We start from the raw sequence: 19,525 nt of genomic DNA, 5'->3' as shown, positions 1-19,525 counted from the left end.
GCGCGGGGCGTTAGATTGGCCGCTGATGGTGGACGGAACGGCTGGTCAAGGGGCGAGGGCGATGGACAGCGACGGGACGCAGGACGCGCGGGGTACGCATGCGAACCCTGTGCCACGTCCGGCGGGGCCCCCTCAGATGCCGGCGATGCCGCCACGGCCGCCCGCGGCGCCGGAGCCGGGTGCGCCGCCGATGCCGGACGGGTCGGCCTTCCTCACCTGGCTGCGGACCCCGCGCCCACAGGCGGCGCCCGGGGTCTGGCGGTTCGGGCACAAGCCCCGGCCCGAGGAGGAGCCGGAGCGGATCCCGACGCGGCAGCTGCTGAGCGGGGCGGTGATCGCGTTCCTGTGCGGGTGGCTGGTCTGGTCGCTGCTGTGGAACGGCTACCTCGGCGGCTGGTGGGTGCTGCCGCTGGAACTGTTCACCCCGGACTCCTGGCGGCACAGCGGCGACCGCGTCGGCAACGCCGTCCTCTGGTACACGTACTACACGCTGATCGCCTTCACGATCATGATCGTCGTGGGCCGCCTCGGCCGCTGGAGCGAGGTCTGGCGGCGCTTCGGCCCGCCCGCCTGGAACCGCGCCGCCGCCGCGCCCGAGCGGCCCCCCGTCCCCGAGCAGGACCCCGCCGAATGGCCCCAGCTGCGCGCCGCCGGAGCCGTCGACGCGGCCGAGCGGCTCGCCGCCGAGGCCAGGGCCGGGCTGATGCGGGACGTGGACCACGCCCGCATCACCCGTGCCTGGCAGAGCGTCCGCAGCGGCCGGCACAGCCTCGCCACCTTCACCGGCGCCGTCCTCCAGGAGGGCGCCGCCGCCTGTCTGCACCCCTCCGGCGAACGCGACCTGCCGACCCGGCTGGCCCGGCACGACCTGGTCACCGGCCAGGTCCGGCTCGGCACCACGGCCGACGACGCCCGCAACCCCTACGCCTACCGCGGTACCGGTCTCGGCCTCGACCCCGACCTGCTCGGCACCTCCCTGCTCGCCGTCGGACCGCCCGGCTCCGGCAAGACCGGGACCGTGGTGCGGCCGCTCGCCGAGGCACTGTGCCTGCACGCGCTCGCCGGGCGGGCCGCCGTCGTGGTGGTCGGCGCGGCGGGCGCGGGGCTCGGCCCGGCCGACTCCTACGACGTCGTCGTACAGATCGGGAATCCCGAATCCGTGTACGACCTCGATCTGTACGGCGGCACGACCGACCCGGACGAGGCCGCGGCCGTGCTCGCCGAGGCCCTCGTCGGCGACCTCGCCGAACCCCACCAGGGCGGGGACACCCGACGCTCCACCACCGTCCTGGCCCAGCTGCTGGGCCCGTTCCACGCGGTCCACGGCCGCTTCCCGTCCGTGCCGGAGCTGCGCCAGCTGCTCGACGGGACGCCCGGGCCGCTGGCCGCGCTGCGCAAGGGACTTCAGGACGCCGGACAGGAGGCGCTGCTGCGCGAACTGGACGCGCGGGAGCGGCAGCTGGGACACCCCGGGGACGTGGGCGGGATCCTCGCGGACCGGGTCGCGCTGCTGGACCGGCCGACCTTCGCCGGGTTCTTCGACACCTCGGGACAGTCACGGCCCTTCTCCCTCAAGGCGCTGGACCACCCGGTGCGGGTGCGCATCGACCTGCCGCAGCGCGGGCACGCCGAGGCCTCGCGGATGCTGACGCGGCTGGTGCTGGCCCAGTTCTCGGCGAGCGTGGCGGTACGGGAGGACCGGTCGCTGTTCGCCTGCCTGGTGCTGGACGACGCCACCGGTGTGGTGACGCCCGAAGCCGTACGGGGCATCCAGCGGCTGCGGTCCGGCAACGCCGGGGTCGTGCTGACGCTGCGCACCCTGGACGACGTACCGAGGCCGCTGCGCGGGCCGCTGCTCGGGGCCACCGGGTGCCGGATGGCGCTGTCCGGGCTCACCCCGTGGGACGGGCAGGACTTCGCCGAGGTGTGGGGCAAGGAGTGGATCGAGGCGCGGGACGTCACCGACCGGCAGATCATCGCGGAGACCCCGGCCGGGAAAGTGCTGCACGCGGTGCGGCGGGTGATCACCGGCAAGGCACCGACCGCGCGGGCGGTGACCGTACGGCAGGTCGAGCGGGAGCGGTGGTCCGCGTCCGAACTGGCGCACGGGGTGCCGCCGGGGCACGCGGTGCTGTCGCTGACGAACGTGAAGGGGGAGCACGCGCCGCCGCTGTTGGTGGACCTGCGGGGCTGAAGTGACCCGGCGACCGTACGGTGAGGCAGAATCACCATAGGTCGTTCATACGTGACGGCTAAAAGATCACGATGTTCACACATTCCTTTCACGCGCACCTGTCACGCCCAGCGGTCCCACATGGCTGTCACGCACCACTGTCACGCACGTCTGTCGCACATACCTGAAGGCCCCATGCCTCCCACGCTCGCCTCGCTCGTCCACCACTCCGCGCTCAAGCTGACCGTGCGGGCGGGTGGCGACCGCCTGGACGTGCCCGTGCGCTGGGCCCACGTCAGTGAACTCGCCGACCCCGTGCCCTACATGGAGGGCGGCGAACTGCTGCTGGTCACCGCGCTGAAGCTGGACGCGGAGGACCCGGAGGCGATGGCGCGTTATGTGAAGCGGCTGGTCGGCGCCGGGGTGGTGGGACTCGGCTTCGCCGTCGGGGTCGCCTACGAGGAGATCCCCGAGGCCCTCGTGGACGCGGCGGAACAGGAAGGCCTGCCGCTGCTTGAGGTGCCGCGCCGCACCCCCTTCCTCGCCATCAGCAAGGCCGTCTCGGCGGCGATCGCGGCCGACCAGTACCGGGCGGTGACGGCGGGCTTCGCCGCGCAGCGCGAGCTGACCAGGCAGGCGCTGGCAACCGGGCCGGAAGGCGTGCTGAGCGCGCTGGCCGCGCAGGTCGACGGATGGGCGGCGCTCTACGACGCCTCGGGCGCTGTCGTCGCCACCGCGCCCGAGTGGGCCGGGCGACGGGCCGCCCGGCTCACCGCGGACGTCGAACGGCTGCGGGAACGGCCCGCACCCGCCTCCTCCGTGGTCGGCGGACCCGAGCACGAGGACCGGGTCGAACTGCACTCCCTGGGCACCGGGCGGCGACCGCGCGCGGCCTTGGCCGTCGGCACGGCCGCGGCCCTCGGCACGGCCGAGCGGTACGCCGTCCACTCGGCGATCGCCCTGCTGACGCTCACCACGGAACGCTCACGGTCCCTGCACGCGGCCGAGCAGCGGGTCGGGGCGGCGGTACTGCGCATGCTGCTCGCCGGGGAGCCGGACCACGCGCGGGCGGTCGCCGGGGATCTGTACGGGGAACTGCTGGACGCGCCCTACCGGATGATCGTCGCCGAGTCGGGCTCCGCCGCGTCGGCCGCACGGGTGCAGTCCGACGACCACGCGCGCGTGCCGCCCACCAAGTCGACGGCGGCGACGCTGGCCGCCGCCGACCCGCACGACGATCCGCTGGCCGCGCTCACCGAGGTCGTGGAGTCGGCGGCGGCGCGGGCCGGGGAGGCGGTTCTGGTCGTGCCCGAGGGCGGGAGCGAGGGGCGGCTGGTGGTGCTGGCCGCGGACGGGGGTGCGGCGGTGGCCGCGTGCGGGGAGTACGCGGCGGCGTTGGAGGCGGCGCGGGAGGGGGTCCGGGAGGAAGCGCCCGTCGGTGAGGACGAACTGGTCGTGGGGATGTCCGCGCCGGCCGGCCCGATCGCCGCGGCGGCGGCCTACAAGCAGGCCGAGCAGGCACTGTCGGTCGCGCGGCGGCGGGGGCGGGTCTGCGTGGAGCACGAGCAGATGGCGGCGGGGTCGGTGCTGCCGTTGCTCGCGGACGACGCGGTGAAGGCTTTCGCCGACGGCCTGCTGCGGGCGCTGCACGAGCACGACGCGACCGGGCGGGGGGACCTGGTGGCCTCCGTGCGGGCCTGGCTCTCGCGACACGGGCAGTGGGACGCGGCCGCCGCGGACCTGGGAGTTCACCGGCATACGCTGCGCTACCGGATGCGGCGGGTGGAAGAGATCCTGGGCCGCTCGCTGGACGATCCGGACGTCCGCATGGAGCTGTGGCTGGCGCTGAAGGTCACGACGGCGGAGTAGGCGCGGCGTCAGTCCAGGACCAGCACCGCTTCCCGCTGCACGGGTGTGCCGGTGGCGTGCGGAGCCGATACCTCCACCATCCACACGCCGGCTGAGGGTGAGAATGTCGCGCTGTAGCCGCCGTCGCCGTCGGGGCGGAGCCGTCGGCGCTCGATCGTCTCGCCGCTGTCCGGGGAGACGAGGTGGGCTTGAAGCAGGAGCCCGGGGTCCTCGGACACCGCGGTCACCGGGAGCGGGGTTCCGGCACCCACCGCCTCCGGTACGTCGATACCGAAACCCGTGCCCAGCACCTGGTAGGGGCGGTGGTCCAGCGCCTCGTACCGGTCGTGCAACTGGCGGTGGACCAGAGCGTCGTTGGGCAGGGCCGTATGGCCGAGACGGAACCAGTCGACGCGGGCGCTGTCCTCCCACTCGGGGGGAGTGGCGGACAGACACGGCACGGTGCCGTCACCCTGCCAGGGGTCCTCGGCTCCGAATCGGTCCGCGTAGGTGATGTCTCCCGCTGAGAGGCTGAGCGTGACGTCGGTCGGTTCCCCCTTGCCGCCCGAGGCGAACACCCGATACGGGGCGGGACGACCGGCCAGCAGATCCTCCGCGGTGTTCCGGCGCACCGCCGCGTCCAGCTCGCGCCGGAAGGCGAAGGCGTCGTCGACCATGGCATTGTCGAGGTCAGGGAGTGGCACGGCATCCAGCCGTGTCCCGGCGGCGTGTTCCGTCACGCATTGATAGGTGGGCAGGAGCTGGTGGACGGCCGGCATGGTGCGTGCGGCCGCTACGAGGGCTTCGCGCAACCTGTCCCCGACCCCGAGGAGCTTTCTGCCGGACAGGGTCCCGGTGAGGATCCGCACGGCCTTCACCGCGCCCGAGTACGGGGTGCCGATGGTCACCAGTGACCGGGCGGTCTCCCGTCCGCCCAGGACCTCCAGGTAGTAGCGGGTGACCAGACCGCCCATCGAATGGCAGACGAAGATCACCCGCGGCTCCTCCTCGTCGTCCGCCGCCCGCCGCTCCTCGCACCACCGCTGAAGTTCGCGGTCCACGAACTCCTTCAGCAGGCGGGCGGAGTGCCGGTTGGACAGCCGCCAGTCGTACGGGAAGACGGCGACGCGGCCCTCGGCCAGTTCTCCGAGATGCCGGGCCAGCTCCCGGTAGGCCACGTGGGGCAGCAGCCCCGGGTAGATGCGCGGTTCGCGCAACAGACCGGCGGGCGTCAGCGCGCCCGGCCCGTCGGGGACCTCGTCGCCCAGACCGGGCGGAAGAGCCAGACGCTGGAAGAAGCGCTCCATGCCCACGGCCAGTCTGCCGCCGACGCTCAGCGACAGGTTCCACACGTCGCGCCCGTCCCCGTCCCGCAGGACGCTTCCCATCACTCCGGGTACGAACACCACAAGGTCGTGCGCCACGCGCTGACTCTCCTTCATCTCGTCACGTTCGCTGTGCTGAGTGCTGCCGGTCACGCGCCGGGTGGAAACACCGTCAGGACGTCCATGCGTTCCAGACCCACCGACGCCACGACGAGCCCGGAGCCGTCCGGTGCGGCCTGCGCCGTCACCCCGAAGACCTCGAAGCCCCGATCCGGGATGCTCGGCGCGCCCCGCTCCTCGTTCAGGTCCCACACGCGCAGTGCACGGGAGCCGTCGGCGGCCACGACAAGAACGCGGTTGCCCGGCAGACAGCGGCACACCAGGGACCGCACCGCTGTCACCGCCGTACTGAGCGGGCGGAGTTCCACGGCGTCCTGCGGAACTTCCCGCTCCGCCAACCGTGCGACGAAGACGCCCGTGTCGGTCGCCACGGCGACATGACGGCGTCCCTCGTCGTCATGAGTGCCGGCAAGGGCCCGGACGGGTGACCGGTCCGGCGGCTTCAGGGGTACCGGAGTGCCGGGCTCTTCCCCGTCCCACATCCAAACGGTGTCGCCGGCACCGGCGAGCAGGAAGGGGCGGCCCACGGGCGACTCGACGAAAGCGAGGTTGCGGACCATGTCGTTGGGCACGTGCAGGCGCGGCAGGGACGCGGAGGACCGCACGTCCCAGCGCCGGACATAGCGGTCGTCGGCGGCGAAGACCCGCACGGTCCCCCTGGTGGCCAGCGCCACGGCCCCCACCGTGCCGTCCTCACCCGGGGCGACCGGAAGCGTGGTCGCCCAGCCGTCGTCGAGCCGGGTGACCACGACGGTCGGCCCGTGCGCGGCGCTCCGCCCTCCGACCGCCAGCCACAACTCGCCCGAAAGACCGGTGCGCAGGTCCAGGGACCGGTAGGCGGCGAGCTCCGACTTGTCGTGGACGACGTGTCCGGGCAGATTCCACACGCGCACGGCGCTCCCGGCGCCGAGCGCGACAGCACCGTCGCCGGAAGCGGTACACACGAGGGCTGCGGCATGCTCCATTCCCGCCGCGGGAAGCCCCTCACGCCGTGCGGGGGACGCGGCATTCGCTGCCGGCCCGTGCTCCCACAGACGTACCCGGCGTCCGTCGGCAACGGCCACCCGACGGGTCTCGTCACGCAGCAGGGTGACTGAGGTCGGCCGCGACCGGTGTCCGGTCAGAGGGGCGAACTCATGCCGTGTGGTGACGGACCACTGGCGGATCCGCCCGCCGTCCACCGCGACCAGCACGGGTGCCTCGGAGTCGGTCAGGGCGACGGTCGCTCCCGAAGGGTGCCGCAGACGAGCGCTGAGCATGAGCTCGGACCGTACCTCCTCGGTGCCCTCAAGGCGCCACACGCGCAGCTGCGGGCTCGACGTGGTAACCGCGGCCACCCATGGACTGCCGCCCACCGTGGTGACGCTGAGGCACTCGACCCGTCCGGCCTCGGCGCCGAACCGGCCGCGGCACATGCCGGTCCTGACGTCCAGGACGGCCACTCCCCGTTCCCCGCCGGCCAGCACGCAGGGCGAACTCCCCACAGTGGTGATGGCGGTGGCGAGTACGTCGCCCACACCGCTCTTCCAGAACCCGCGGTGCCGGGGGCGTTTCTCCTGCCAGTCCCAGACGCCCGCATGGGTTCCGGAAGCAGCCGCGACGAACTCCTGGCCGTCCGCGACACCCACCGCGACGGCACAGACGGGCGCCCCCCAGCCGAGCACGTGGACGCGTCCGGGCTCACTCCGCGACCAGATCAGCACCCGTTCGGCGTCCGCCGCGACGGCTTCGATCCCGCAGACCCGCCCAGGAGTGGCCAGTGCCGTCAGCCGCAACGGCGCTCCGTCGGCCGCAGCCGGTACGTATCCCCGCACGAGGTCGGGCCGACCACCGGTTCCGTTCCAGCGCCACAAGCGTTCCCCTGCGGCGTAGAGTGCGCCGTCCGGGCTCGCGGACACCATGAGGACGTCCCCGAAGGGCAGCGCGAGGCTGCGCTCGGGGGCGGAACGCTCGGCCGTGGTCCACCTGTCCTCCCAGTGCAGCCGCGCCGCCGAACGAGCCCATTCCCGCAGATCCGGCTGCTGCCGCAGGGCTTCCGCCTGCAGCAGGGCGGCGCGTTCGTCCGGCGGCCTGCGGACCAGATCCTCGGCGACTGTCCGGTACAGCTGTGCCTTGGCCGAAGCCGCCGCATCGGGCTGGTCGAGCTGCGCCACGAGCCGCTCGGGATCCAGCCGGACGAGCAGGTCGGCGTCCTCCAGGAGATCGGCCAGGCGGTCGGCCCGGGCGGCGTGCGCTGCGGTGTACCGCGCGATGTAGGCGTTGGTGGCACCTCGTCCCCGGTACAGCGTGTCGTGGATCCGGCGGAGCACCCCGGCCATCGTGTCGTGGGCACTGCGATCCGAGAGGCCCGAGGCGCGCACCACGTGACTGGCGAGAGCTTCGTGGTTCAGCCGGAACACCGGCTGGCCCCCTTCACCGTGCGCCACGATGTGCGCGCCGGCGGCTCTCCGGATCGCGATGACGTCGTGGGCCTCGTAGCCGAGGCTGTCCCCTCGGGCCACGGCCAGTGCCCGCGCCGCCTCGAGCCAGATGCCGTCGTCCTCGGGCAGACCGGCTCCGAAGGACAGCGCGAGCGGGAGCAGCAGCCCGAGGGCCCAGCCGGCAGCGGGACTCCCGCCTGGCGCGGCGCTGTCCAGCGCTCGGATCTCGTGGTCCAGGGCCTCTTCCAGACCCGAGGCCAGCGTGTGCCGGAACTCCTCTTCCTCGGGGCCCACCGCTTTGTTCAGCCGCAGCAGGGCGGAGCAGTGCAGCTTCGTCACCAGGAAGGTGCCCTGGCTCTGCCGGACGAGGGCCTGGCATACGGCCGCGAGCGTCTCCTCGTCAGCGCGGTACGGACTTGTCGGGCCGCCGAGGCGGGCGCGTACATAGCCCGCGATGTCGTCGTCCCGGTCCGGGGCCTTGTCGAGGTCGAGGGTGAGGGCGCCGTCCAGGAGCGCGGTGGCACCGCCGGAGGCGAGGGGCCTGCTGCCGATCACGACACGGACGTTCGGCTCGTGGGAAAGCGGGACCAGCACGTCGGCGATGAGCGAGTCCAGCTGTGCCTGGTCCGCCTCGTCGAGTCCGTCGGCCAGAAAGGTCGTCGACGCGGCTGCGCGGCACTTGTCCAGCAGGGCGTCCATCACCGCCCGCAGATCCGGCCAGCCGTCCTCCGGCTCGTCGAGTTGCAGGCCCTCGGCCAGCTCTCGCGCGCATTCCAGGGCGCTGCGGCCGCGGCACTGGATACCTGCGTCGATGGCGCTGAGCAGAGCCCCTTGGCGCGCGGGCGAAAGACTGTCGAACTGCGGCGTGTCGGCGATGGTCATCAGGGCCAGCTGTGCGAGCAGGGCAGATTTGCCGCTGCCCGGGCCCCCGGTGACGATCAGTGCGCCGTTGCGGTCCGGTGAACCGATCCAGTCGACGAGACGGTCGAGGTAGTGCCGCCTTCCGGTGAAGAAGGCGGTGTCGTCCTCCAGGAGCAGCCCGGTGAAGCGGCTCTTGAGCAGTGCCTGCACGTGGGCGTCGAGCAGTTCCTGCCGACGGGACGGCGCGGCCGTGGACAGCGGCCGGGCCAGCGCGTCGTAGTACGGATTGACGAACAGTCCCAGGAGCCGGCTGCCGCCGTGGACCTGCGGGTACACGCATTCGTCGGCGAGGACGCTGCTGACGGCCTCGAGGACCTCGGACGCGTGCAGGGCCTGGGCATACGGGGTCCACAGCAGCCGCTCGCGGAACTCGAAGCGCGGATCGTCGCAGACGGTGCGGAAGGCGTTCAGCCAGGCGCCGAGCTGCGCCGGTTGATTGCCGTGCACCGTGCCGAGGACGCCCACTCCACGAAAGTCGGGTGACCCGTTGGCCGCCGGCTGCGGGCCGTGGTAGTCGTCCTCACGCTTGAAGAAACCCATGTGGAGGTCGCGTGCGACGTGGGAGGCATGGCAGGTGTCGACGATCACCAGGATGTCGCCGACCGCGCGGCGCAGCAGCTTGGCGAGTTTGTCGGCGGCCAGATAGCCGTCGTCCCCGTCCGGGGTGAAGTCCCGGCAGGGCAGGATCGCGATGTCCGTCCCGTCCTTGAGTCCGTGGCCGATCCAGTAGAGGATCTTCCGTCTGGCGGGCGAGGCAAGGAAGCGGCGCAGCCCCTGAAAGACCTCGTGCTCGGTGCCCGTGAGGGGCGGGGCGTCGGCGGTGAAGCCCAGCCGGCGGGCCAGGGATCTGAACTCCTCGGCGTGGTCGCCGGCGCCGGGCAGGTTGTAGTGCCGGTAATGGTCATAGGTGTCCAGGCACACCGCAAGGGCCTCGCCATGGTCCCCGGCCATACCCCCCTGCCCCTCCTCCGTACGTGGGGGATCATGTTGCCGCTCGTCGTAGCGGTGTGCAACTGTCATGCAACAGAAGCGGATTGAAGAATCGGGGCATCCTTGAGCGATCGTGAGCACTTTCGTATCGGGCCACTGCGTACGACGTGCTACGTCTACGAAGGGGACGGCACCCGGCCCATCACCGAGCGGAACCTCAGGGTCTACTACGAGGCCGACGAGCCCGTGTACGTGCCGGAGGACGTGCGGCGCTGGCGGCAGGAGATCGAGGACGAGCAGCGCACCCGCGCCGTGGCGGGCCGCGACCGGCGCTGGAACCATCCGCGCTTCGCGGTGGAGACGGTGGCGGTCACCCGCAGCGACGAGCGTGAGGACCCGATCGTGGAGATCAGGTTCTCGCCGACCGACTACTTCACCTTCCTCGCCTCCCAGCAACTGGACCGGCCGCTCGAAGAGGGAGAGGGCGCGGGACTGACACTGCGGGAGCACTACCTCGACGGCAAGGATCCGGTCGTCGTCAACGGCTTCGTCTCCGCCAGCTTTGGTGCCAACGTGGCCGTCGTGACCGGTCGTGACCAGAAGATGCTGTTCTCCCGGCGCAGCGCGACCGTCGGCGGCAACCCCGGCCAGTGGAACTCTTCGGCGAACGAGGGGCTGTCCGGAGAGCACGATCTCAAGGACGGGGTCCCCGACCTCTTCGGGGCCGCGCGCCGTGCCCTGCGGGAGGAACTGGCCGTCCACGAGGGCGATGCCTGCGAGCTGGAACTGCTCTCCTTCGCCATGGACACCAAGCTGCACCAGTGGGCCGCGTTCTTCCTGGCTGTGCTGCCGGACCTCAGCGAGGAGAAGCTCCGCGACCGGTGGAGCCGGGGCGTCGACGACAAATGGGAACACAGCGAGTTCCGCTTCGTCCCGGCCGAGCCCGACGAGGTGCTGGGCTTCATGCTGAGCCCTCAGGTCAGAGACCAGTGGACGGCCTGCGGTCCGGCCCTGTTCCAGCACGCGCTGGTCCGTCTCATGACGAAACGGCTCGAGGACGCGGGCAAGGGGCGGCTCGCGGTGGAGAAGGCCATCGACCGTGCCGTGGACGCACTCGCCGCCGCGCCGGAGTGAGTGCCACCTGGCGGATTTGGCCGGTCCGGTGTCCCTGCCCGTGTGAGTAGTACGGTTCGGACAAGCATCCTGGCAGTCGTCCGGCTCTACCGTGGGTCAGGCAAGCTTCCTCGATCTCGGAAGGGCCGGACACCGCACATGCCAAAGGAAGAGACGGCAGCCACCCACGCCTTCTGGCTCGCCGGCCGCCAGGTCACCGGCGAGGACACCTTCGACGTGACCTCCCCCTGGGACGGCGGCCTCGTCGGCAAGGTCGCCCTGCCGACCGACGCCCAGATCGAGGAGGCCGTGGCCGCCGCGTACGCCGTCCGCGAGGACTTCGCCGCCACCCCGGCCCACGTCCGCGCCGCCGCCCTCGACCACGTCAGCAGGCGCCTCGTCGAACGCACCGAGGAGATCGCGCGGCTGATCTCCGCCGAGAACGGCAAGCCGGTCAAGTGGGCCCGGGGCGAGGTCGGCCGGGCCGTCTCCGTGTTCCGGTTCGCCGCCGAGGAGGCCCGCAGGTTCAACGGCGGTGAGGCCCAGCGGCTCGACACCGACGCCGGCGGCCAGGGCCGTCTCGCCCTCACCCGCCGCTTCCCGAAGGGCGTCGTCCTCGGCATCGCGCCCTTCAACTTCCCGCTGAACCTGTGCGCGCACAAGATCGCCCCGGCGATCGCGGCAGGCGCGCCGATCATCCTGAAGCCGGCGCCCGCCACGCCGCTCTCCGGCCTCGTCATCGGTGAACTGCTCGCGGAGACCGACCTTCCGGCCGGTTCCTGGAGCATCCTCCCCGTCCCGAACGACCGGATGGCCGCCCTGGTCCAGGACGAGCGGCTGCCGGTCATCTCCTTCACCGGTTCCGAGAAGGTCGGCTACGCGATCATGGACTCGGTGCCGCGCAAGCACTGCACGCTGGAGCTGGGCGGCAATGGAGCCGCCGTCGTCCTCGGCGACTACGCCTCCGACAGCGACCTCGACTGGGCCGCCACCCGCATCGCCACCTTCTCCAACTATCAGGGCGGCCAGTCCTGCATCTCCGTGCAGCGGGTCATCGCCGACGCCTCCGTGTACGACCGGCTCCTGCCGCGCATCGTCGCCGCCGTTCAGGCTCAGGTCACCGGTGACCCGGGCGACGACGCGACCGACGTCGGCCCGCTGGTCAGCGAGGACGCCGCCAAGCGGGTCGAGGCGTGGGTGCAGGAGGCCGTCGAGGCCGGCGCCCAGCTGCTCACCGGCGGCAAGCGCGACGGCGCCTCCTACGCGCCGACCGTCCTCACCGACGTACCGGCCGACACCATGATCTCCTGCGAGGAGGTCTTCGGGCCCGTTCTCACCGTGCGCAAGGCGGACGGGGAGGCCGAGGCATTCGCCGCGGTCAACGACTCCAAGTACGGCCTTCAGGCAGGCGTGTTCACCCACGACCTCCAGGTGGCCTTCCGTGCCCACCGCGCCCTGGAGGTCGGCGGTGTCGTCATCGGCGACGTGCCCTCCTACCGCGCCGACCAGATGCCGTACGGCGGCGTCAAGCAGTCCGGTGTGGGCCGCGAGGGCGTGAAGTTCGCGATGGACGACTACACGTACGAGCGCGTGCTGGTCCTGACCGGCCTCGCCCTCTGAGCCCAGTACGTCGAACACCCACCCCTGGCTAATGGGAACCGTTTTCATATAAGGTTCCCGAAGAGGCCCGGCACCGATGCCTTCCGGTGCCGGGCCTCTTCTTCAAGTCGGCTTCTGCGGACCCTCAACCGGAGAAGCCGACGCGCGCCAGCCGCAGTGGGCCGCGCAGTCCTATGCGCACGTCGTGCACGCCCTCGGCGGCCAACTCGGCGCCGAGCGTGGTGTAGTCGTAGGGGCCGCCGGTCCCGGGCGCCTCCACCGTCAGCGCGGCCAGTACCGGGCCGCCGTCGAGGGAGATCTCCACCGTGCCCTCGCCCGCCACCGACACGCTCACCTCGGTCACCGAGACGCCGAAGTCGCAGTTCCGGTAGAGCAGTTCACCGGTGAGACCGGTCGCCGCGGTCACCGCGTCGCCCGACGTCTTCGTCCGGTCGACGATCTCGGCACCGCTCTGCTCGTCGAAGCCGGCCGCCTCCAGGCCCCGTTCCAGCACGGGGCGCGGCGCGGCCGGCTCGCCATCGAGCCGCACGGTCGTACGCAGGCGGATGTCCTCGCTGGAGGCGCCGACCAGGACATCGTACGGCCCCGGCTCCAGACGCCACCCGTCCCTGGCCACGTCCCAGAACTCCAGGGCGGACAAGGGAAGGTCGAAGACCGTCTGCGTCCGCTCGCCCGGCGCGAGCGTCACCCTGCGGTGCGCGAGCAGTTCGCGGCGCGGGCGCGGGACCGTCGGGTCCACGGCGCGGGTGTAGAGCTGGGCGACCTCGTCGGCCGTCACGTCACCGGTGTTCGTGATCGTGAAGGAGACGCGGAGGGTGCCGTCGGTGACCCGGGTCGCCAGGTCACCGTACGAGAAGGACGCGTACGACAGGCCGTGGCCGAACGGGAACAGCGGTGTTCCCTCGAAGTAGAGGTAGGTCTGGCGGCTGCCGATCACGTCGTAGTCGAGGAGGCCGGGCAGGTCGGCGTCGTCGGCGTACCAGGTCTGCGGGAGGCGGCCCGCGGGGGAGACGTCGCCGGCCAGCACCCGGGCGAGGGCGGTGCCGGCCGCCTGGCCGCCGTGCGCCGTCCACAGCGCCGCCGCCAGGGAGTTGGTGTCGACGGCGTACGGGTAGGCCGAGGTCAGCGCCAGCACCGTGTTCGGGTTGCTCGCGCGGGCCGCGCGCAGCAGGCGTTCCTGGTGGGCGGGCAGCCGCAGGGTCGTACGGTCCTCGGTCTCGCGGCCGTTGATGTGCGGGTCGTTGCCCGCCACCACCAGGACCACGTCCGCCCCCGCGGCGACCCGGGCCACCGCGTCCTCACCGCGTTCGACGATGATCAGCTCGAACGTTTCCGGATTCTCGTCGGCAACCTTTACTCCTTCGGCGGACACAGAGATGTGGCGACCCGTACCGACGTGCCTGAGGAGGTGTCCGTTCCCGTGCGGTTCCAGACGGAACGTCTCCTGGACGATCCAGCCTCCGGGCTGGTCGGCGGAGGCGCGGACATATCCGTCGTCGGCGACCGAGAGGTAGCGGCCGTCGGGTGCGCGCAGCGTCAGCAGGCCCTCGCCCCAGTCGCCGAGCGCGAGTTCGCTGCCGGCCGGGTCGGTGGTGAGCGGGGGCAGGTCCGTACGGCCTGCGAGCAGCGCCGGGTCGAGCGCGCCCTCGGCACCGCGCACCTCGTCGGTCGCGTCGGCCGGGGGAACGTGCAGGAAGGTTCCGGCCGACGTCCTCAGCCGGACCCGGTCGACCCCCTCCGCGAACTCCACGCGCTCGGCGCCGAACCGCTCGTACAGGCCCTCCAGCGGGGTGGAGCGGTGGATGAGCGTGCCGCTGTACCAGTCGAGCTTGCACTCGTCGGCGAGCAGACCGACCACCGCGATCCGGGAGTCGGGGGCCAGCGGCAGCACACCGTCGTTCTTGAGCAGCACGATCGCCTGCTCGGCGGCCTCCTGGGCGAGCGCGCGGTGCGCCGGGGTGTCGAAGTCGTCCGTCTCCGCGTACGGGTCGTGGTGCGGATCGAACTCGCCGAGCCGGAAGCGGACCGAGAGCTGACGGCGGACAGCCGTGTCGATGTCGGCCTCGGTCAGCAGCCCCTGTTCCAGGGCGCCCCGGACTCGCCGGCCGATCTGCGAACCGTCCGTGCCGTGGTCGGTGAAGCTGTCGACACCGGCCAGCAGCGCGGCCGCGGTGGCCTCCTCGTGGGTGTCGAAGTAGTGCTCCGAGTCGACCAGGTTGCTGGGCGCACCCGCGTCCGAGCAGACCAGCAGGTCCTCGTCGGTCCAGGCGCGCAACTGCTCGCGCAGGTACGGCGAGACGTGGTTCGGGCGGCCGTTGACCAGGTTGTACGCCGGCATCACCCCGACTGTCGCACCCGCCTCGACCGTCTCGCGGAAGGCCCGCAGGTCGTACTCGCGCAGCACGCGCGGCCGGACGGAACTCGACGAGGTGTCCCGGTTCGTCTCGTTGTTGTGGGCGAGCCAGTGCTTGAGGACGGGAGCGGTGCGCCAGTACGTCGGGTGGTCTCCGCGCAGGCCGCGGGTGTACGCGGTGGCGATGGCCGAGGTGAGCTTCGGGTCCTCCGAGTAGCCCTCCTCGTTACGGCCCCACAGCGGGTGCCGCAGCAGGTTCACCGTCGGCGACCAGACGTTGAGGCCGACGCGGTCGTCACGGGCGCGCATCGCGCGGGTCTCCTTGGACACGGCCTCGCCGACCCGGCGTACCAGATCGGTGTTCCAGGTCGCGCCGAGGCCCACGGCCTGCGGGAACACCGTCGCCGGGCCCATCCACGCGACGCCGTGGAGCGCCTCCTGGCCGGTGCGGAAAGCGGCGATGCCGAGCCGCTCGACCGCGGGTGCGAACTGGTGCAGGAAGGCGGTCTTCTCGTCGAGGGTCAGCCGCGACAGCAGGTCGTCGATGCGCTTCGCGAACGGCAGGTGCGGATCGCGGAAAGGCGGCGTAGGCGGCGTGTGAGCGGTCACGTGGGGTTCCCCTTGCGATGGAGCGACGAAGCGCTTTCGAAGCGCTTCGATGCTCATTCGACCCGAGGGTGGGTGTCAAGACACCGCGGGGCAACAACTCCGACTCCCCGCCGACATTCCAAGCCGCGTAAAGGCTCGGTTGTTTGCCCAATACCATCGAGGAATCTTGGAAGCGACCCTTGTGCACCCCTGGGTGTTCACTTAACCTCGCAGCAACATCGAAGCGCTTCGACTACTTCGACGACGAGGAATCGCCGCCGGTAGGTGTGCGGCCCTCCGGGGATCCGAGAACCGCTTCAGCTCAGCCAGTTCCACTGAAGACACCGCAGCCGACGGCCCACCGCCGGGTGTCCTGGTGCGCCATGAAGGGTTGACGCAATGACGCCGAACGCCGCTTCCGCCTCCTCCGGGCCCAGCCGGAGAAGCTTCCTCGCCTCGACGGCGGTCGCCACCGCCGCGGTGGCGGGAGGGATGCCGCTGCTTGCCGCCTGCGGCGGTTCGGACAGCAAGTCGCGTGAGGGAACCACGTCGGGCAAGGACGCGAAGAAGATCCTGCCGGCCTTCGTCGCGAGCAACGTGGTGAAGCCGGACATCCCGTCCAAGAACGGGTCGTCGATGGGCTTCACCGCCAAACTCGACATCGACACACTCAAGACGTCGGTGTCGAAGAAGCTCGGCAGCGGCGGCAAGGTCACCATCATGTCGCCGTTCTGGGGCTCGCCGCCCAAGGGCAACAACCCCTACTACACGTCGATGAACGCCCTGATCGGTGTCGACGTCCAGTGGCAGAACCAGGACGGCAACACCTACGACCAGAAGCTCGGCGCGGTCCTCGCCTCCAGCGACGTCCCGGACGTGGTGGTCATCCCGGGCTGGAACATGATGGGCAAGATACCCAGCGCCATCGTCGGCAAGATGGCCGACCTCGGCCCGTACCTGTCCGGCGACAAGGTCAAGGAGTACCCGAACCTCGCGGCGATCCCGAGCGACGCCTGGCAGCGTTCCATCTTCGGCGGCAAGCTGATGGGCCTGCCGATGCCCGCCCCGTCCGTCCAGAACATCGTGCCCCTCTACCGCCAGGACATCTTCGACAAGGAGGGCTACGAAGTCCCGCGCTCCGCCGACGAGTTCCTGGCCCTGTGCAAGGAGATCACCAACGCCCGGGCCAAGCGGTGGGCCTGCGGTGACATGAAGTGGACCGCGTTCAACACCTTCGGGGTGCTCGGGGGCGGGGAGAAGCCGCTCTGGTGGAACCTGGAGGACGGCAAGCTGGTCAACCGCATCGAGACCCCGCAGTACCTGGAAGCCATCGAGTGGACGCGCAAGCTGTTCGCCGCCGGGGTCGTGCACCCCGACTTCAAGCTGGGCAAGAGCCAGGCCTCCGACCCCGCCCCCAAGTTCGCCGCCGGAGAGTTCCTGATCTGGGAGAACAACATCGTCAACTGGTACGGCCAGCAGGCCTCCCAGGCCACCCAGAACCCCGGCTTCAAGGTCTGGGGCATGGACGTCTGGGGTCATGACGGCGGTGACCCGACGCTGTACGCCCAGAACCCGGCCGGCATCTTCGCCTTCGTGAGCAAGAAGGCCTCCGAGTCCGTCATCCGCGACGTGCTGGCGGTCGCCAACGTCACCGCGGCGCCGTACGGCACCAAGGAATGGATGATGACCAACTACGGCGTCGAGGGAACGCACTACACCCTCAAGGACGGCGTCCCCGTCAAGAACGACAAGGGCAACAACGAGGTTCTCAACGCCTACGTCATGGTGGCGAGCCCGGCCGCGACCACCGCCCACCCCGACCTCCCGGACTACACCAAGGCCATGGTCGAGTGGGAGCAGCGGATGGGCGCCTTCACCAAGAAGTCGTCCTTCTGGGGCCTGCAGATCACCGAGCCCTCCCGGTACACCAACCTCGCCAACGACTTCGAGCAGCTCGAGGACGACATCATCCGCGGGCACAAGAAGATCAGCGACATGCAGCAGGCCGTCTCCGACTGGAAGAGCAAGGGCGGCGACAAGCTGCGCGACTGGTACAAGAAGCTTCTCGACGAGAACGGCACGGCGGCGAGCTGACCGGGCTCTGAGGCAAGGAGAACAACCGTGTCCCACAGCACGGTGCCTCGGAGCAGCGCCGAGGCCAGCACGCCGGTGAAGGAACCGGTGGTGTCCGGTGGCGCCACCCGTTCCCGGGAGAAACAAGGCTCGGGCAATCTGAGCCTGCGGCTCAGGTTCAAACGGGACCGCACCCTGATCCTCATGACACTGCCGGCCGTCGTGCTGGTCCTGGTCTTCAACTACCTGCCGATCCTCGGCAACGTCGTCGCCTTCCAGGACTACGACCCCTACGTCAGCGACAACGGCATCGTCTCCATGCTGCACAGCCCCTTCGTGGGCCTGGACAACTTCCAGCGGATCTTCGAGGACTCCGCCTTCTGGAACGCCGTCCAGAACACCCTGGTGCTGTTCTTCGTGCAGCTGGTGCTCTTCTTCCCGATCCCGATCCTGCTGGCGCTGCTCATCAACAGCGTGGTGCGGCCCCGGGTGCGGGCCGTCGCGCAGGCCGTGCTCTACCTGCCGCACTTCTTCTCCTGGGTCCTGGTCATCGCCGTCTTCCAGCAGATGTTCGGCGGCGCGGGCATGCTCTCCCAACTGCTGCGGCAGCACGGGTACGACGGCCTGAACATCATGACCGACCCGAACACCTTCCCGTTCCTGATCACCGCGCAGAGCGTGTGGAAGGACGCCGGGTGGGGGATCATCGTCTTCCTCGCCGCGCTGGCCTCGGTCTCCCCGGACCTGTACGAGGCCGCCGCGATGGACGGAGCCGGGCGCTGGCGCCGCATGTGGCACGTGACGCTGCCCGCCCTGCGTCCGGTGATCGCCCTCCTCCTCGTGCTGCGTGTCGGCGACGCCCTGACCGTCGGGTTCGAACAGATCCTGCTGCAACGCGACGGCGTCGGAACCGGCGCGGGGGAGGTCCTCGACACCTTCGTGTGGTGGAACGGCGTGCGCAACCAGGACTTCGGCTACGCGGCCGCCGCCGGTCTCATCAAGGGCGTGGTCAGCATCGGCCTGGTCCTCGCCGCGAACAAAGCGGCCCATCTCATGGGCGAGCAGGGGGTGTACAAGAAGTGACCACCGTCATCGACAAGCCGGCGAGCACGCCGCGCCCGTGGGCCGCGCCTGACCGCCCGGCGTGGGAGGAAGAGCCCTCGAAGGCCGGCCTCGCGGGCAAGGGCATCGCCCTGACGTTCGCCTGCCTGGCGGTTCTCTTCCCGCTGTGGATCGTGATCGTCACCAGCCTCTCCTCACGGAAGACCATCGACGAGGCGGGCGGCCTGGTGATGGTGCCCAAGGGCATCACCTTCATCGCCTACCGGGAGCTGCTCAGCGGTGGCCAGGTCACCCGCGCCACGCTCGTCAGCGTCCTCGTCACCCTGGTCGGCACGCTGTTCTCGATGACGGTGTCCGTCCTGTGCGCCTACGGCCTGTCCCGCAGCGGATCCCTCGCCCACCGCTGGATCCTGATGACGCTGCTGGCGACCATGTTCTTCAGCGCCGGCCTCATCCCCACCTATCTGCTGGTGCAGTCCCTCGGCCTGACGGACAGCTATCTCGCGCTGATCCTGCCGAGCGCGCTGAGCGTCTTCAACATCCTGGTGCTGCGCGGCTTCTTCATGGGGATCTCGCAGGAACTCATCGACAGCGCCCGCATCGACGGCGCCGGCGACTTCCGGGTCCTGTGGCAGATCGTCATGCCGCTGTCGCGGGCCGTCCTCGCGGTGATCACCCTGTTCTACGCCGTCGGGTACTGGAGCGCCTGGTTCAACGCGTCGCTGTACCTGAACGACCAGGACAAGATGCCGCTGCAGAACGTCATGATCCAGCTGGTGCAGAAGCAGGAGGCACCGGTGGGACTCAGCCAGGCCATCAAGACCGGGCAGTTGTCCGGGCTGGCCATCCAGATGGCGGTCATGGTGATGGCGCTGCTTCCGGTCGCCGTGCTGTCTCCCTTCGTGCAGAAGCACTTCAAGAAGGGCATGCTGACGGGCGCGGTGAAGGGCTGACGCCCGAGCGGGGGCGTGAGCGGTCG

The 19,525-nt window shown here is 70.8% G+C and carries 10 protein-coding genes; 7 read left to right on the top strand and 3 right to left on the bottom strand.

Annotation, left to right across the window (positions count from 1 at the left end; translation table 11 throughout):
* Window positions 1-61: 61 nt before the first annotated feature.
* Both ACIBK3_RS30135 and ACIBK3_RS30130 read left to right on the top strand, forming a co-directional pair.
* Window positions 62-2,194 carry an ATP-binding protein gene (locus tag ACIBK3_RS30135; protein WP_399370569.1) on the top strand — a complete coding sequence of 711 codons (2,133 nt, stop codon included), beginning with the start codon at window positions 62-64 and terminating at the stop codon, window positions 2,192-2,194.
* A 174-nt stretch (window positions 2,195-2,368) separates the two neighbouring features.
* The gene (locus tag ACIBK3_RS30130) at window positions 2,369-4,042 is read left to right on the top strand and encodes a PucR family transcriptional regulator (RefSeq protein WP_399370568.1); all 1,674 of its coding nucleotides are present in this window, start codon (window positions 2,369-2,371) and stop codon (window positions 4,040-4,042) included.
* An 8-nt stretch (window positions 4,043-4,050) separates the two neighbouring features.
* On the opposite strand, the gene ACIBK3_RS30125 is transcribed toward ACIBK3_RS30130, so the two are convergent.
* Complete coding sequence (locus tag ACIBK3_RS30125) at window positions 4,051-5,445, bottom strand: lipase family alpha/beta hydrolase (protein WP_399370567.1); 1,395 nt, start codon at window positions 5,443-5,445, stop codon at window positions 4,051-4,053.
* Between the two features lie 50 nt (window positions 5,446-5,495).
* Window positions 5,496-9,758 carry a hypothetical protein gene (locus ACIBK3_RS30120; protein WP_399370566.1) on the bottom strand — a complete coding sequence of 1,421 codons (4,263 nt, stop codon included), beginning with the start codon at window positions 9,756-9,758 and terminating at the stop codon, window positions 5,496-5,498.
* Window positions 9,759-9,860: 102 nt separating this feature from the next.
* Between ACIBK3_RS30120 and ACIBK3_RS30115 the strand changes: the two genes are divergently transcribed.
* Both ACIBK3_RS30115 and ACIBK3_RS30110 read left to right on the top strand, forming a co-directional pair.
* The gene (locus ACIBK3_RS30115) at window positions 9,861-10,871 is read left to right on the top strand and encodes a translation initiation factor 2 (protein ID WP_399370565.1); all 1,011 of its coding nucleotides are present in this window, start codon (window positions 9,861-9,863) and stop codon (window positions 10,869-10,871) included.
* Between the two features lie 138 nt (window positions 10,872-11,009).
* Window positions 11,010-12,470 carry an aldehyde dehydrogenase family protein gene (locus ACIBK3_RS30110; RefSeq protein ID WP_399370564.1) on the top strand — a complete coding sequence of 487 codons (1,461 nt, stop codon included), beginning with the start codon at window positions 11,010-11,012 and terminating at the stop codon, window positions 12,468-12,470.
* A 124-nt stretch (window positions 12,471-12,594) separates the two neighbouring features.
* On the opposite strand, the gene ACIBK3_RS30105 is transcribed toward ACIBK3_RS30110, so the two are convergent.
* Window positions 12,595-15,432, bottom strand: a complete 2,838-nt coding sequence (locus ACIBK3_RS30105) for a glycoside hydrolase family 3 C-terminal domain-containing protein (RefSeq protein WP_399370563.1) — start codon at window positions 15,430-15,432, stop codon at window positions 12,595-12,597.
* Window positions 15,433-15,810: 378 nt separating this feature from the next.
* On the opposite strand from ACIBK3_RS30105, the gene ACIBK3_RS30100 reads away from it, so the two are divergent.
* The 3 genes from ACIBK3_RS30100 to ACIBK3_RS30090 are packed head-to-tail and all read left to right on the top strand — an operon-like array spanning window position 15,811 to window position 19,499.
* Entirely contained in the window at window positions 15,811-17,505 is a 1,695-nt protein-coding gene (locus ACIBK3_RS30100; protein WP_399370562.1) for an extracellular solute-binding protein, read from the top strand.
* 27 nt (window positions 17,506-17,532) lie between these two features.
* Window positions 17,533-18,567: an ABC transporter permease gene (locus ACIBK3_RS30095; protein WP_399370561.1), complete on the top strand. Its 1,035-nt coding sequence runs from the start codon at window positions 17,533-17,535 to the stop codon at window positions 18,565-18,567.
* Window positions 18,564-19,499: a carbohydrate ABC transporter permease gene (locus ACIBK3_RS30090; protein ID WP_399370560.1), complete on the top strand. Its 936-nt coding sequence runs from the start codon at window positions 18,564-18,566 to the stop codon at window positions 19,497-19,499. The genes ACIBK3_RS30095 and ACIBK3_RS30090 overlap by 4 nt, the downstream gene beginning before the upstream one ends.
* Window positions 19,500-19,525: the final 26 nt, after the last annotated feature.

Source organism: Streptomyces sp. NPDC050287, assembly GCF_044459385.1.
Taxonomy (GTDB): domain Bacteria; phylum Actinomycetota; class Actinomycetes; order Streptomycetales; family Streptomycetaceae; genus Streptomyces.
The sequence above is the reverse complement of the archived record's forward strand: the minus strand, read 5'-3'. Positions and strand labels throughout refer to the sequence as shown.